The following is a 16,275-nucleotide window of genomic DNA, read 5'->3' on the forward strand; positions in this document are numbered from 1 at the left end:
TCGCCGACCACCAGCACGACCACACACGAAGGAGTGACATGCGCGACACGCTCATGCGACGGGTCCGGACGGGAGCGGCGGCCTTCGCCGCGGCCGCCGCGCTCGCCGCGACCGGGGCCGTCACCACGCAGGCTGCGGGCGCCGCGACGGCGCCCGCCCCGCTGATCCACTACGGCTTCGACGCCGCGAGCTCGGGCGTCGTCGCCGACGACTCGGGCAACGGCTACGACGGCACGCTCAGGCAGACGGGCGCCACCGTCGCCGACGGTGCACTGAACCTGCCCGGCGGCGCCCGCACCACCGCAGGCTACGTCGAGGTGCCGACCGCCGGTCTCGTGGGCAAGACCCAGCTGACCGTGTCGACCTGGCTCGAGAACCGCACGGGTCCGGCGAACGTCGCCGCCGCCTTCATCGGCGCGCCCGTCGCCTCGGGTGCCTCGTACTCGAGCGGCTACTGGCTGCTGAACCCGACGAACCCGAGCGGCTACGTGAAGTCGGTCGTGACGAACACGGTCAGCGCGACCGCGCCGTGGGGCACCGAGGTGGGCGCGGGCTCGACGAGCGCAGCGACCTCGGGCGCGAAGACCCCGTCGGGCATGGCGCTCTACACGACCGTCATCGACGGCGGCGCGGGCACCCTGACGACCTTCGTGAACGGCAGCCGGATCAGCCAGGTGCCGATCGCCCGCAACGTGTCGTCGTTCGGTTCGAGCCTCGTCGCGTACCTCGGCCGGTCGACCTACAACGACCCCGGCTGGAGCGGTTCGGTCGACGACTTCGCGGTCTACGCGTCGGCACTCGACGCAGCAACCGTGCAGCAGCTCTTCGCCGAGCAGGCGCTCGCGGGCGCCACGGCGGCCGTCACCGTGCCCGACACGGCGACGGCCGATTTCGCACTGCCGACCTCGAACCACGGCGCGGCGATCAGCTGGACGAGCGACGACGACGCGATCGCCGTGTCGGGTGGATCCGCGACCGTGACCCGTCCCGCGGCCGGCTCCCCCGACGCCGAGGTGACGCTCACCGCGACCTTCAGCGCCGGCGGGCAGACCACGACCCGCAGCTACCCCGTCGGCGTCCCCGCGCAACTGACCGACCAGGCGAAGGCCGACGCGGATGCCGCAGCCATCGCTCTCCCGGTCGACGCCGACGACGTGCGCACGAGCTTCTCGGTGCCGACCGTCGGGGCCGACGGCTCGGCGATCACGTGGGCCGTGTCTTCGGGCACGGCCGTCGCCGAACTCCGCGACGGCGTGAAGCCGGGCGCGGCGACCGTGAAGGTCACCCGCTCCGAGGCATCCACCGATCTCGTGCTCACCGCGACCGCGACGAGCGGTGCGGCCACCGCGACCCGCGACTTCACGCTCACCGTGGCGGCCGCGCCGACCACCTCGGCCGACCCCGAGGCCTACGTCTGGGCGTTCTTCACGGGCGAGGGCGCCGGTGCCGAGCGCGTGAGCCTCGCGGCCTCCAAGGGCGACGATGCGCTGCGGTGGAACACGCTCAACGGCGGCGAGCCGATCTTCACGTCGACGCAGGGCACGACGGGCCTGCGCGACCCGTTCATCATCCGCTCGCACGAGGGCGACAAGTTCTACATGCTCGCCACCGACCTCAAGGTCGCCGGTCTCGCCGGCGGCTTCACGACCGCGCAGCTGTCAGGCTCGCTCGGCATCGAGGTGTGGGAGTCGACCGACCTCGTGAACTGGTCGGAGCAGCGGCACGTGCAGGTCTCGACGCCGTACGCGGGCAACACGTGGGCGCCCGAGGCGTACTGGGACGACGAGCTCGGCCGGTACGTCGTGTTCTGGGCGTCGAACCTCTACCCGACGACCGACGCGTCGTCGCGCACGGCGGTCACCTACAACCGCATGATGTACGCGACGACCGACGACTTCGTCACGTTCTCGGAGCCGCAGATCTGGTCGGACGTGCAGCGCGGCACCGGCCGCGGCCTGATCGACTCGACGGTCGCGAAGGTCGACGACACGTACTACCGGTTCACGAAGGACGAGGCGTCGATGACGATCCGCGAGGAGAAGTCGACCGACCTGCTCGACACGATCACCGGCTCGCTGCCCGGCACGACGGGCGACGCCGACGAGTGGACGCTCGTCAAGGAGAAGGTCGCCACCGGCCTGCCGAACGGCGAGCCCGGCGGCACGTTCACGAGCGGCGAGGGGCCCAACGTCTTCCCCGCGAACCCCGGTGACGTGAACGGTCTCGACTGGTACCTGTTCATCGACCAGCCCGACTACCACGCCGGCCCGAACCACTACATCCCGTTCGGGTCGAACGACCTCGACGACGGAGCATCCTGGCAGCCGCTCGGAGCGACGCTGCGCGCGAACCTGCCGCAGAACAGCGACGGCGGCAAGCCGCGCCACGGCACCGTGCTGCCGGTGACCCGCGCCGAGTACCAGCAGGTGCTCGAGGCGTTCGCCCCGGCGGTCGCGGTCGCAGAGGTCGCGCCGATCGAGGTCACCACCCGCGCCGGCGTCGCGCCCGTGCTGCCCGGCGCTTCGCTCACCACCGCCGACGGTGCCACGAAGCAGGTCGGCGTCGCCTGGGGCGACGTCGAGGCGGCCGACTACGCGGCGCCCGGAACCTTCACGGTCGCGGGCGTCGCACAGGACGATTCGCGGATGCCGGTGACGGCCACCGTCACGGTGACCCCGGGTGTCGACGTCGCGGCCGAGACCCGCTGCGTCGCCGGCAAGGTCACGGTGATCGCGAAGTCGACCAACCACTCGTCGGAGAGCGCGATCGTCACGGTCTCGTCGGCCTACGGCGAGCGCATGTTCACGCTCGCGGCCGGTGCAACCGCGTCGACGACGTTCTCGAGCCGCCTGCAGGTCGTGCCCGCCGGCACGGTCACGGCGACGGTCGAGGGTGTCGCGACCACCGGTGCGTACGGGGGTCGCTCGTGCTGACGTGAGTCGCGCACGGCATCCGTGCCGTGGAGGGCCGCATCGAACGGCGACGGGGCCGGCGCATCTGAGCCGGCCCCGTCGCCGTGTATGCCCGCCGATATCGCGGTCGGGCACCGTGGCGCGGTGATCAGCTGTACGTGGCCCTCAGCGCGTCGATCGCCGCCACGAGCTCGGCGTTCGCCGCTCCCTTGCGCGAGGCGTTGTCGAGCTGGGCGATGACCGCCCGCTTCGACGCGGGCGACGCGGCGAGGTCCCACGCCTCCTCGAGGTGCTCGCGCACCTCGGTCGCGGCCTCGGCGGTGAGGTCGCCGACGCCTTCGGCGCGGTCGAGCTGCCAGAACACGGTCGAGAATCCGACGCCGTCCGCGATGCGATAGGTCTCGCCCGCCTCGACATCGAACCGGATCCGCTGGCCGTCGAGGTCGCCGTCGTAGTCGGCGACGGCGGTGAATCGCACCTCACGACCACTCGAGTCGGTCACGACCTTCTTCGCCAGACCGGTTCCCGACACCGTGACGGTCTGGCTGACCGCGGGGGTGAGCACGGCCTCGGTGAGCGCGTTCTCCTTCCAGGCGATGTCGACGCCGACGTTGCCGCGGGCCTTGAGGCCGGTCACGGACCCGGTGTCCCAGACCTTCGGCGTGGCCGGCAGCAGTTCGATGGCGTCGCCCTGCGACTGCAGCAGCATCTCGGTCGCACCTGCCGTGCCGCCGAAATTGCCGTCGATCTGGAACGGCGGGTGCGCGTCCCACAGGTTGTCGTAGGTGCCCTGCTTCAACAGGTTGCTGTAGAGCACGTGTGCGTGGTCGCCGTCGCGAACGCGCGCCCAGAAGTTCAGCTTCCACGCCATCGACCAACCGGTCGAGGAGTCGCCGCGAGTGTTGAGCGTCACCTTCATCGCGTCGACGAGCGCGTCCTCCTCGGCGCTCCGGCCGGCGACGACCTGGTCGCCCGGGTGCAGGGCGTAGAGGTGGTTGGTGTGCCGGTGGTTGCCGTCGCCCGTGAAGTCGATCGCGATCGGGTACTGCCACTCCTGCAGTTGCCCGCCGGGGTACTTCTTGCCGCCCTGGGTGTAGGTGCCATTCGGTGCGATCTGCAGGCCGAGCATCCCCGCCTTCGCCGTCGCGATCTCGTCGATGTAGCCGTCTTCGGCCGCGCGCCCCTCGAGACCGTTGACCTCATCGGCGCCGTCCAGGCGAGCACCGAGTGCGTCGTGTGCCTCGATGACGTCCTCGAACAGGCCGCTGACCACCGATTGCGGTTCCGTCGCACCGAGTGAGTAGGGGCCGTGCTCGGGCGAGTACGACGGGCTCACGACGAGCTTGTTGCTCTTGGTGTCGAGCACGAGCGTGTCGACCCAGAACAGCGCCGCGTCGCGCAGCATGTCGTAGTGCTGCTCGAGGAAGTCGGCGTCCTTCGTGAACTGGTAGTGCTCCCAGACGTGCTGCGCCACCCAGGCGCCGTCCTCCGGGCTGAAGAAGGCGGACGACGTCGCGGGCGCGGCGTTGCCCCAGATGTTGTTCTCGTGCCAGATCGTCCACCCGCGGGTGTCCTCGCCGAAGACTCGGTCCACACCCTGCTCGCCTCGCGGGATGAGCGCGTCGATGTAGCTGAGCATCGGCTCGGTGAGCTCGGAGAGGTTCGTCTGTTCGGCGAGCCAGTAGTTCATCTGCAGGTTGATGTTGGTGTGGTAGTCGGCGGCCCACGGCGGGTTCGTGCCGTACGCCCAGATGCCCTGCAGGTTCGCGGGCAGCGACCCCTCGCGGGACGACGAGATGAGCAGGTACCGCCCGAACTGGTAGTAGAGCGTCTCGAGGTAGCGGTTCTCCTCCGGGGTGTTCGTGCCCTTGCGGTACCCGGCGAGCAGTTGCGGGGTCGTCTTGTCGGTCACCGCAGGCAGGTTGCCCAGGTTCAGCTTCACCCGGTCGTAGAGCGACGTGTAGTCGGCGAGGTGACGCTCGTACAGCTCGTCGAAGCTGCGCTGCGAAGCGGCATCGATGCGTTCCTCGACGTCGAGCAGCGGGTCGCGTCCGTCGAAGTAGTTGTTCAGCGGGTCCTCACCCGGATACGGTGCGTCGCCGGTGACGTCCTCCTGGTAGTTGGTGTCGGTCGTGGTCAGCAGCACGACCGAATCGGCGTTCTTGACCATGATCGCGTTGTCGGTCGCCACGAGTTCGGCGTCCTCACCCTGCGGGATCACCTTCAACTGCTGCGCGTAGTGCAGCGCGTCGTTGAACTTGTTCACGTCGTCGGACGCCTGGTTGTGGCCGCTCACCCAACCAGTCGCCGTCACGGTGTCGCCGTCGACCTCGATCTTGCGGGGGTCGATCGGCTTGATCGAGAAGACCTGGCTGATCTTGCCCGGCTCTGACGCCGTCAAACGGATCGCCATCACGTTGTCGGGGTTCGAGACGAAGTACTCACGCTCGTAGTCGACACCGGCCTGCGTGTACGACACGTCCGCCTTGCTGGCGTCCAGGTCGAGCTCGCGACGGTAGTCGGTGACCTCGTCGTCGTCCGCCGGCAGAGCGATCTCGATCTCCGACATCTGCGGGTTCTGGCCCGCGACGGCCGTGGCCGTCACCGTCAGCTTGAACCGGTCGAACGTGCCGGGCTCGTCGACGGTGAAGTCCCGGTACGCCTTCCGTGCATCGCCGAACGCGGCATCGGCGACGGTGTCGATCAGCACCCAGTCGCCGTCGCCCGACTTGCCCGACAGCGTCCAGGTCTTGAAGTCGCGCCCGGGCTGGTCGTTGCCCGTCGCGAGGCGGTACGTCGTCGCCTCGACCGGCTTCGTGTACCACCACTCAACCTCGTACGGGTTCTCTGCGGTGATGGGCCCCGCATCATGGGCGTACATCTTGGTCGACGTGTCGCCGTCGAACAACGACGCCGACCGCTCCTGCGCGTTGGTCGGGTGCTCGTGGTTCGCCGTCTGACCGGCGATCGACGCCGGCCCGTCGACGGGGATCGGCACGTCGATCTCCGACATCTGCGGGTCGGAACCGCCTGCCGTCGCGGTCACGACCATCTTGTATGCGTCGTACGAGCCCGGGGCGTCGAGCTGGAAGTCCTTGTACGCCTTGCGGGCGGTTCCGAACGCGGCATCCGCCACCGTGTCGACGAGAACCCAGTCCCCGTCACCGCTCTTCGCATACAGATCCCACGACTTGAAGTCTCGCGAGGGCGTGTCGTTGCCGGTCGCGAGCCGGTACGTCGATGCCGCGAACGCCTTCGAGTACGTCCACTGCACCTCGTACGCGTGGTCCGACGTCGGCTTGCCGAACTTGTCGGCGTACATCTTCGTGCTCGTGCTGCCGTCGAACAGCGACCCCGTCGTCTCCCCGGCCGAGTTCGGGTTGTCGTAGTTCGCCGAGAACCCGATGATGCCGATCGTCTCCCCGGACGTCATCAGCACCGAACTGAGCTGACGGTACGAACCGAAGTTCTTCTTGTCGCCGATCAACTGGTTCACCGCGTTCGTGACCTCGGTCAGCTTCGCCGAATCCGGTGTCGTCGCTGGGGTGATGTTGCCGTCGGCATCCACGCTCGCCGGTTTCGTCTCATCCCACGCGGATTGCAGCAGAGCTCGCGCCTTCTCGAGGTTCGCGACGTTCTGGGCCGACGTCTTCGAGCTGAATCCGCCGTCGTAGGCCGGATTCTGACCGGGCCCGCCCGTCCAGTAGGTGTGATCGTTGATGATGATCTCGTCGCTGTCGACGCCGCCCATGATGCCGGCGCCGATGAAGCCGTTGCCGAGCGGCAGGCTCTCTTTCTCCCAGGCGAGCGCCTTGTCGTTGGCCGGTCCGGCCGGCGCCGAGTACCACGTCTTCAGCGCCGGCTGCTCACCGAACGCCGGAGGCTCCTCGGCCGCCGCGCCGGGAGCGCCGAGCGCGACGACCCCGCCTGTTGCAAGGATCACCGCGAGCGAACCCGACATCCACCTCCTCGACTGCCGGCCCGAGTCGTTCGCAGCGCGCACCGCCGCGGGTACCTGCTTCTTCTGTGACACAGTCTTCTCTCTTCATTGAGCGCCGGACCCGAATCCCGGGTGGCATGACGAACTGGATCGATGCACTACCGCTCGGCCCGAAGAAATGCGACCGTCGTCGCGAATCACTGGACCTCTTCGTGCAGATGTACGACGCCAACGATAAACATCAGATGTATATGCGTCAATAGCCTGACGGAATCCACAACATCACTCAAGTACGGAACAGACAGGGCAGATTCCTCCGATGTATGCGCACCGGGCGACGAGATCCGCTCGCTTCGCCCGCGGCGCGGTCACGGCCGCACGCGGATGACCGTCTTCCCGGTGCGACGCCGAGTCGGGTCGAGCGCTGCGACCGCGTCATCGAGGTCGGCGACGTCGCCGATGTTGGTGCGCAGCCGGCCGTCTCGCACCCGCTGGACGATCTCGGTGAGCTGGCCGCGATCGGCCTCGACGACGAAGTCGATCGCCAGACCGTCGACGGGTCGGGCTTCGGGCGGCGCGACGATGGTCACGAGCGTTCCGCTTGGCCGGATCAACGCCGCGGACCGCCGCTGGATGTCGCCGCCGATGACGTCGAAGACCAGGTCGACCCCGCCCACCTCTTCGAGCGCGTCGTGCTCGAGGTCGACGAACTCGTTCGCACCGAAGTCGAGCACCTTCTGCCGGTCGGCCGCCCGTCCCGTGCCGATGACGTAGGCTCCGGCCTCACGTGCCAGCTGGGTCACCATCGAGCCGACGGCGCCGCCCGCCCCGTGAGCGAGCACCGTCTGCCCCGACCGGAGCCGCCCGTGCTGGAAGAGCCCCTGCCACGCCGTGAGACCCGAGATCGGCAGGCTCGCGGCCACCGTGAAGTCGACGTCGCCGGGCAACGGCGCGAGGTTGCGCGCCTCCATGGCGACGTACTCGGCCAGCGTGCCGTCGCGGTGCCAGTCGGCCAGGCCGAAGACCCGCTGGCCGACCGAGAGCCCGGTCGTGCCGTACCCGAGTGCGCTGACCACGCCGGCGACCTCGTGCCCGAGGATCGACGGCGTCTTGTCGCGACCGGCGCGGTCGGCCCAGGTCGACGGCCAGTCGACCTCCGTCGGCACGAATCCCGCGGCGTGTACTTCGACGACCACGTCGTTGATCGCCGGCGACGGCTCGGGCCGATCGGCCAGGGTCATGCCGGCGAGTCCCGCCGCCGGGTCGGTCACCACGATCGCCTTCATGAGGATGCTCCTTCGTTCGCTCTCCGACAGTTTTGGGCCACACAGCCCACCTTCTGTAGTGAACACCCGGCGATGCCCTGCTCCCGAGCCCAGCCGCCGCCAGCTCTCTTGTTGAACACCACTGTACGGGTTATTGTGGACACAAATCGTACAGCGCTGTTCACGATCGACCGTGCTTCAGTGCAACTGAACAGGAGAACATCATGTCGAGCACGTTGACGGTCGACCTCTTCCTCTCGGTCGACGGCTTCGCAGGCAGCGACGGCCTGCCCGGGTACTTCGGCTACGACGGCCCCGAGCTCGGCGAATGGAACGCCGCCGAGAGCGCCGCGCCCCAGCGCGTGATCATGGGCCGGCGTACCTACGACGCCTTCCGGGCGCTGCCCGACGAAGCGTGGGGCGAATCGCTGGATGCGACGATGGCGCTGGAGAAGATCGTGTTCTCCCGCACGCTGGAGCGCACCGACTGGCCGAACACCCGCATCACCGACCGAGAGCTCACCGACGAGATCACCGACCTGAAGGCGACGAGCGACGTGCCCTTGCGCACGTGGGGCAGTCTCTCGCTCGCCCGCCAACTCGTGGCCGCCGGCCTGGTCAACCGGCTGCGGCTGATGATCTTCCCCCTGTTCGCCGGCGAGGCCGGTCGCGAACCGGCGTTCGAGGGCATCGGGTCGGGCGACCTCGAACTCGCCGGCCAGCGCGTCCTCGACGGCCGGCTCCTGCTCGTCGAGTACCGGCCCACCGGCAAGGACATCCCGCGTGCCTGACCGCGCCGCACGCACCTTCGAGGAAGCCGGTTCACCATGACCACCACCTACACGATCGACGTGTTCTCGAGTCTCGACGGCTTCGGCACCGCCACCGGCGACTGGGGCGGCTACTGGGGCAAGCAGGGTCCCGAACTCCTCGCCCGCCGACTGGAGCTCTATGACGAGCCGCAGCGGATGGTGTTCGGTGCGAACACGTATCGCGCCTTCGCCGCGATGCTCGACGCGAGCGCCGAGTACCCCGACGTCCAGGACGCCTGGGTCACCCGCATGACCGGCCTGCCGATGACCGTGATCACCAAGAGCCTCCGCGCACCCCTGCCCAGCCTTCCGCACGCCGACCTCGTGCGCGGGGACGCCGTCGAGATCGTGGCCCGGTTGAAGGCGGAGTCCGACGTGCCGTTGCGCTCGCACGGGAGCCTCGCCCTGAACCGCGCGCTCATGGCCGCGGGGCTGGTCGACCGGCTCCAAGTCACCGTGTTCCCCGTCATCACCGCGCGCACCGGCACCGATCCCGTCTTCGCCGGCGCCGAGGACTTCGACCTCGAACTCCTCGAACGGCGCACGCTCGACCGCGACATCCAGGAACTCGTCTACCGCCCCACCCTGCACGCCCAAGCCCCGGTCGCGACGCCGCAGCGTGCCGGACGATCGCCTCACTGAACGCCGTGACGGGCGACGGGCTCGCGCGCTGGATCGGCGAGTTCGTGCGGGTCGACCGTGCCCGAGAAACACAGAAGGCCCGGAACTTCCGTAGAAATCCGGGCCTGTGGTAGCGAGGGCGGGACTCGAACCCGCGACACCACGATTATGAGCCGTGTGCTCTAACCACCTGAGCTACCCCGCCGCGAGGCTTTCGGACCGGAACGCGAACGCTCGAACCGAGAACCAGAGCCCCGAGTCAGGATTGAACTGACGACCCCTTCCTTACCATGGAAGTGCTCTACCACTGAGCTATCGGGGCGTGTGCCGCAATTGGCAACCGTACGAGGATATCACCTCTCGGAGGGTGATTCGTACCACGGTGACGCCGGCCCGGTCTCGATACGCGGCGCCGCTCCGCGTCGGCGCTACTCGACCACCGAAGCGCCCGGCACCCGCACCCCCGGCAGCGCCCACACCGCGAACTCGGGCCCCTCCGCCGTGAGCTCGAGGCCGCGCTCCGACGCCGTCAACGCGGCTTCGCCGAACACGCGAGTCGCGGCATCCGGGCCCGCTGCCGCCCCCAGCGCACCCGGAGCGACCGTCAGCGTCGCCGCTGCCCGCGTCGCGAAGACGAGCACGGATGCCTCGGCCGATTCGCGCACGAACGCGACGGCGTCGTCGGAGACCGCGAGCCACCGGATGCCCCCCGTCGCGAGCACCGGGTTCGCCCGTCGCAGCGCGACGAGTGCACGGTACGCCTCGAGCACGGGCGCGACCGAAGCCGACTCCTCGCTCCCCCACGGCATGGGCGTGCGGGATGCCTCGCCGTCGACGCCCGTCAGCCCGAACTCGTCGCCCGCCCACACGACGGGTACACCCGGCAACGTGACCGCCAGCCCGAAGGCGACGGGCACGGTACCCGGCCGGGCGTGCGTCGCGAAGCGCGGGGTGTCGTGCGTGTCGAGCGCGTTCATGGTGCCGAGGCGGGTGCGCCACGGGTACCCGGCGGCGAACCGCAGGTGCGCGTCGACGAACTGGCCGCCGGTGAACGTCGGCACCTGCCCGAGCGCGAAGCCGATGCCGCCACCGGCGGGGCTGCCGGGCTCCTGCAGCCAGCTCCACAGCGGGCGCGTCAACGGCGCGTACGTCATCGCGCCGTGCCACTCGTCGCCCTGGAAGTCGTCGGCCCCGTCGTTCGTCGACTCGCCGATGAGCATCGTGTCGGGGTTCACGTCGAGCATCGTGCGGCGGATCGCCTGCCGCACCTCGGCGTTCAGGTCGACCTCGCCGAGCCGGCCGGTCATGTTCGCGACGTCGATGCGCCAGCCGTCGAGCGAGTACGGCGCCCGCAGGTACTTCGCGACGACCGAGTCGGGCCCCTCGACGAAGCGACGACGCAACTCGGCCGACGACCAGTCGAACTTCGGCAAGCTCGGCACGCCGAGCCACGACTCGTAGCCGTGGCCGCCGTCGGCCTCGTCGTCGGTGAAGGAGTAGAACTCCCGTTCGGCCGACTCGGGGTCGGCCTGCGCCGTGCGGAACCACTCGTGCGCATCACCCGAGTGATTGCTGGTCAGGTCGCCGATGACCCGGATGCCGCGGGCATGAGCCGCCTCGACCAGGCGCACGAGCGCCTCGTCGCCGCCGAGCAGGTCGTCGACCCGATCGAACGTCGACGCGTCGTAGCGGTGGTTCGAGCGCGCGGGGAACACGGGCGTCAGGTACAGCAGGTTCACGCCGAGCCCGACGAGGTGGTCGAGCCGCTCGCGCACGCCGTCGAGGTCGCCGCCGAAGACCTGCTTCGAGCGCCCCGGCGGCACGGGGTCGAGCGCGTCGCCCCAGTCGGCGGCGATCGCCCACTCGGGCAGTTCGCCGCTCGCACGCAGCCGGTCGAAGGGGGCGTCGCCCGACTTCGCGAACCGGTCGGGGAACACCTGGTACAGCACGCTCTCGGCGACCCACTCGGGCGCCGCCGCATGCGCCACGAGCTTGAAGTCGTCGCGGTCGCGCGTCTCGACGCCCGACAGGCCGACCTGGTTCAGCCAGTGCTGCCGGCCGTCGTCGCCGACGAGCAGCCACCGGTACCCGTGCACGCGGTTCTCGACCCCGACCTCGGCCTCCCACCAGCTCCAGCCGGCGGACCCATCGACGCCGGGCCGGCCGCTTTCGCGCTCACCCGCGGCCGCAGCCGCGTCGCGCTCGCCGCCGTCGGCCGGCTCGGCCGGCGGCATCCGTCGCGCCTCGTCGAACCGCGGTTCGCGGTTCGGGTTCGACCGGGTGCCGACCCACGCGAGCGGGCCGATCGGTGCGCCGTCGGCGCCCACCGCCCCCTCGGGAACGCGCAGGCGTACCCGCACGACCTCGCCGAGCGCGGGATGCTGCGTCGAGACGTGCAGCGGCGATCCGTCGTGGTGGGGCGTCAGCATGGATGCATCCTCTCGTGTGCCACTGTCACCGCTGGCCGACACCGCCGCGGTGCGGTATCGCGTTGGAGCTATGCCAGTTGCGCCTCATCATGAGGCGCAACTGACATAGCTCGAAACGAAGTCTGCCGCTCGTGACAACGGGGACCCGCCGCCGCCGACACGAGCGGCCCACGGTTCGAGTCCTACTTGACCGCGCCGGCCGTCAGCCCGCCGACGATGTACTTCTGCAAGAAGAGGAACAGCGCGACGACCGGCAGTGCCGCCATCACGGCACCGGCCGAGAACGCGCTCCAGTCGGCGTAGCGGGGGTTCGACACGAGCTTCGTCAGGCCGACCGCGAGCGTCTGCTTGTCGGTGTCGACCAGCAGCACGGACGCGACGACGAACTCGTTCACGGACGCGATGAACGACAGCAGTGCGACCACGGCGAGGATCGGTGCGACGAGCCGCAGGATGATCGTGAAGAAGATGCGCGCGTGACCCGCGCCGTCGATCTTCGCGGCCTCGTCGATCGACGCCGGCACCGTGTTGAAGAAGCCGTACATGAGGTACGTGTTCACGCCGAGCGCGCCGCCGAGGTACACCATGATGAGGCCGACGTGCGTGTTCAGGCCGATCGCCGGGAACAGGTCGCCGACCGCCGACATGAGCAGGAAGATCGCGACCACCGCGAGCAGCTGCGGGAACATCTGCACGACCACGATCGAGATGAGCCCGAAGCGGCGGCCGGTGAAGCGCATGCGCGAGAACGAGTACGCGGCGAGGGCTCCGAGGAACACGGTGCAGACCGCGGTCACGCCCGCGATGATGAGCGTGTTGCCGAACCAGGTCGTGAACGGCACCTGCGGGTCGGTGAGGATGCGCACGTAGCTCTCGAGCCCGATCTTCGAGAACAGCGCGTTCGAGCCGGTCAGCGTGCCGTGCGGGTTGAGCGACGACGACACGACGAACACGATGGGGAAGAGCGCGAAGACCACCATCACGACGCCGACGACGTGCCGCCAGCCGGTCGCCGAGAACCAGCGTCCGAAGTTGAACGGCTTCTTCGGCAGCTGCAGCGGGGCTCCGCCGCCGGGGCCGCCGACCGACGCGTGAGCGCGGGTCGAGGCATCCATCTCCTCGATCTCGGCGACGGCGAGTCCCACACCGGTGGGGGCGACGACGCCGGTGGGGGCGACGCCCGGGCCGGGCTTGTCCTTGCGAGCGGCCATCAGTTCAGCTCCTCGAGGCTCTTGGTGCGGCGGAAGGCGATGATCGAGATCACCGCGACCACGATGAAGATGATGATCGAGTAGGCGCTCGCGAGACCGTAGTCGCGCGTCTGCCCGGTGAACGCCACCTTGTAGACCATCGTGATCAGGATGTCGGTGAAGCCGACCGGGATCGGCGCGTTCGCGTCACGCGGCCCGCCGTCGGTGAGCATGTAGATGGTGTTGAAGTTGTTGAAGTTGAACGCGAACGACGCGATCAGGAGCGGCGCCACCGTCACGAGCAGCAGCGGCAGCTTGATGAGGCGGAAGACCGCCCACGGCTTCGCGCCGTCGACCGTCGCGGCCTCCTGGATGTCTTCGGGGATCGACTGCAGCGCGCCCATGCACACGAGGAACATGTACGGGAATCCGAGCCACAGGTTCACGAGGAGGATCGACACCTTCGCGAGCCACGGGTCGGTGAGCCAGGGGATGTCGGCGCCGCCGAGCAGCACCTGGTTGATGAAGCCGAAGCTCTGGTTCATCATGCCCGCCCACACGAGCGCCGACAGGAACGACGGGATCGCGTACGGCAGGATCATGAGCGTGCGGTAGTACTTGCGACCCCGCATGCGCATGTCGTTGAAGACGATCGCGAGGAACAGCCCGAGGAAGAAGGTCGTCGCGACCGACAGCAGGGCGAACGCGAACGTCCACAGCGTCACGTACACGAGCGGGCCCGAGAGGCGGGTGTCGGTGATGGCCCGCACGAAGTTGTCGAAGCCGACCGTGATCTGCCAGCCGGGCAGCAGCTTCGTGCCGTCCTCCGCGGTGAAGGCGCCGACACCGGTGTCGCTGTAGACCGTGCCGGTCGAGAGGTCGGTCATGGTGCCGGCCTCGGCGTCGTACTCGAGGGTCGACGTGTAGAGGTAGCCCTTCGACCCGTCGGGCGTGCGGATCGCGCCGTCGTTCGGGTCATCCGAGTAGGGCACCGCGAGCGCGGTCACCTCGTCGGTGCGGGCGAGCACGTCGGCGAACTTGAGCGAGGTCCAGCCGTCGGCCGAGACGGCGACGTCGCCGTCGAACTGCGCCCCGGATGCCTCGTGCAGGGGTTCCTCGTTGGTGCCGACGAGCGCCTCGCCGTCGGGGTCGGTGACGAGCAGCCCCAGTTCGTCGCCGCGCTCGACGACGGTCACGCCGTAGGTCGGGGAGTCGGGTACCCGCTCGAGCGACGACGCCATGAGCGACGAGACCGCCTGCTCCTTGGTGCCGTTGTGGCCGGTGCCGTAGTTGGTGAAGGCGATGTACGCCGTGTAGCCGAGCACGAAGACCTGGAACACGACGAGGAAGATGACGCCGGGCGTGAGGTACTTCGCGGGCAGCTTGCGCCGCGAGAAGTAGATCCAGTTGACGAGGGCCGTGACCGCGACGACCACGCCGGTGACGAGCCACTGCTCGTGCGAGATGAGGACGAACACCGCGAACAGCGCGAGCGCGTCGACGATGCCGAGGGCGACGATCTTGATGAGCAGCATCTTGATGCCGCCCGATGCCTGGTCGGCGATGCTCGCCGCACGACGCTGCTGCTTCGTCGGCTTGGGTGCCTTCGGTGGGGCGTCTTCGCGGACGTCGTCGGTCGCGGTGCTCATGCTGGTGCCTGGTCTCTCGTGTCGCCTCTGGGATGGACGGAACCCGCCGGTCGAGTAGCGCCCGACGAAGGAGGGCGCGTATCGAGACCACGGAAGGTGGTCTCGATACGCTCCTTCGTCGCTACTCGACCGACGGACTCACCGGATCAACCGGCGTCGATCGCCGCCTGCACGTCGGAGGCGAGCTTCTGCCACGTGGCGACTGGGTCGGCGCCGTTGATGATGGCGGCCTCGGCGATGCCCCAGTACTGCCACACCTGGCCCATGGCCGGGATGGCCGGCATCGGCACGGCGTCGGCGCCGACGGTCGCGAAGCCCGCGACGATCGGGTCGCTCGAGGCAGTCTCGGCAGCCGCGGTGAGGGCGGGGAGCACGTTGCCGGCCTTGAAGAGCTCGAGCTGAACGTCTTCGGTGCCGATGTAGTTCACGAGGAAGTCGTTCGCGGCGACCTTGTTCTTCGACTCGGCCGAGACGAAGAAGCCCTTGACGCCGGCGAACGGCTGCGCCGCCTCCGAGGTCGGGCTCGGGATCGGGTCGATCGCGACGTTGATGCCGGCGTCGACGGCCGCGCCGACGTTCCACGGGCCGGTCAGCCAGAAGGCGGCCTTGCCGCTGGTGAAGGCCTCCTTGGCGATGTCACCGTCGATGTCGGTGTTGAACGCGCCGGTGCCGTTCTTGCCCTGCGAGCCGAGCCACGTGGCGAACTGCTCGCCGCCCGTGTTGCCGAGCTGCAGGTCGTCGGGGTTGTAGCCCTCGGCGCCCGAGCCGAACACCGGAGCGCCGAACGCGGTCTGGAACGGGTAGAGGTGGTACGGGTTGCCCTCGGCGCCCTGCTCGACGACGAACGGGTGGTCGAGGCCGGCGGCCTTGCCCTTGGCGAGCATGTCGTCGAAGCTCGACGCGGGCTCGGGGATCAGGTCGGCGTTGCGCAGCATCGCGATGTTCTCGACCGCGTACGGGAGCATGTAGACGGTGCCCTCGTAGGTCGAGGCGTCGATCGCCACCGGGAGGTAGTCACCGGCCGAGTCGCCGAGCTCGAGCGGCGCGACGACGCCGTTCGTCGAGAGCTCGCCGAGCCAGTCGTGGGCGCCCATGACGATGTCGGGGCCCTTGCCGGTCGGAACCTGCTGGATGAAGTCGTCCTTGATGTCGGCGACGTCCTTGCCGACGAGGTCGACCTTGACACCGGTCTTCTCGGTGTACGCGTCGGCCGCGCCCTGCAGGGCGTCGACACGCTCGGAGTCGACCCAGACGGTCAGCTTGCCGCTCGTGGTCGACTCGGCGTCGGAACCGCTGTCGCTGCCCGCGCAACCGGCGAGGCCGAGCGTTGCGACGACCGCGACCGCACCGGCCGCGAGCAGGCTCTTCCTGTTCACCCTCATTGGTGTGTCCTTCTCAGTGTGCGTGAGATCGGCGCCTTCGCCTGGTGGCTCGATAGTGCAGGTGCACGTGCGCAC

The 16,275-nt window shown here is 69.1% G+C and carries 9 protein-coding genes and 2 tRNA genes; 3 read left to right on the plus strand and 8 right to left on the minus strand.

The genetic code is table 11. The features are described 5' to 3' along the window. Positions 1-38 precede the first annotated feature (38 nt). Positions 39-2,933, plus strand: a complete 2,895-nt coding sequence (locus tag MUN74_RS06560; RefSeq protein WP_244855645.1) for an immunoglobulin-like domain-containing protein — start codon at positions 39-41, stop codon at positions 2,931-2,933. 127 nt (positions 2,934-3,060) lie between these two features. Here MUN74_RS06560 and MUN74_RS06565 read toward each other — a convergent pair whose 3' ends face one another. After that, a complete protein-coding gene (locus tag MUN74_RS06565) occupies positions 3,061-6,945 on the minus strand; it encodes a glycosyl hydrolase family 95 catalytic domain-containing protein (protein WP_244855646.1) in 3,885 nt (1,294 codons plus the stop codon). 275 nt (positions 6,946-7,220) lie between these two features. Further along, complete coding sequence (locus MUN74_RS06570) at positions 7,221-8,138, minus strand: NADP-dependent oxidoreductase (protein ID WP_244855647.1); 918 nt, start codon at positions 8,136-8,138, stop codon at positions 7,221-7,223. Positions 8,139-8,341: 203 nt separating this feature from the next. On the opposite strand from MUN74_RS06570, the gene MUN74_RS06575 reads away from it, so the two are divergent. Further along, positions 8,342-8,908 carry a dihydrofolate reductase family protein gene (locus tag MUN74_RS06575; protein ID WP_244855648.1) on the plus strand — a complete coding sequence of 189 codons (567 nt, stop codon included), beginning with the start codon at positions 8,342-8,344 and terminating at the stop codon, positions 8,906-8,908. A 36-nt stretch (positions 8,909-8,944) separates the two neighbouring features. After that, positions 8,945-9,571, plus strand: coding sequence for a dihydrofolate reductase family protein (locus tag MUN74_RS06580; protein ID WP_244855649.1), 627 nt, complete (start codon positions 8,945-8,947; stop codon positions 9,569-9,571). A gap of 107 nt (positions 9,572-9,678) precedes the next feature. Here MUN74_RS06580 and MUN74_RS06585 read toward each other — a convergent pair. From MUN74_RS06585 to MUN74_RS06610, 6 genes are all read right to left on the minus strand, one after another. Then, a tRNA-Met gene (locus MUN74_RS06585) sits at positions 9,679-9,755 on the minus strand. Positions 9,756-9,800: 45 nt separating this feature from the next. Then, a tRNA-Thr gene (locus MUN74_RS06590) sits at positions 9,801-9,872 on the minus strand. A gap of 106 nt (positions 9,873-9,978) precedes the next feature. Beyond that, positions 9,979-11,979, minus strand: coding sequence for a glycoside hydrolase family 13 protein (locus MUN74_RS06595; protein WP_244855650.1), 2,001 nt, complete (start codon positions 11,977-11,979; stop codon positions 9,979-9,981). A 182-nt stretch (positions 11,980-12,161) separates the two neighbouring features. Continuing rightward, complete coding sequence (locus tag MUN74_RS06600) at positions 12,162-13,094, minus strand: sugar ABC transporter permease (RefSeq protein ID WP_370647376.1); 933 nt, start codon at positions 13,092-13,094, stop codon at positions 12,162-12,164. 95 nt (positions 13,095-13,189) lie between these two features. Beyond that, complete coding sequence (locus MUN74_RS06605) at positions 13,190-14,818, minus strand: ABC transporter permease subunit (RefSeq protein WP_244855652.1); 1,629 nt, start codon at positions 14,816-14,818, stop codon at positions 13,190-13,192. A 146-nt stretch (positions 14,819-14,964) separates the two neighbouring features. Next, a complete protein-coding gene (locus MUN74_RS06610; protein WP_244855653.1) occupies positions 14,965-16,200 on the minus strand; it encodes a sugar ABC transporter substrate-binding protein in 1,236 nt (411 codons plus the stop codon). Between the last annotated feature and the right edge of the window lie 75 nt (positions 16,201-16,275).

Origin of the sequence: Agromyces sp. H17E-10 (assembly GCF_022919715.1) — a bacterium.
Taxonomy (GTDB): Bacteria; Actinomycetota; Actinomycetes; order Actinomycetales; family Microbacteriaceae; genus Agromyces.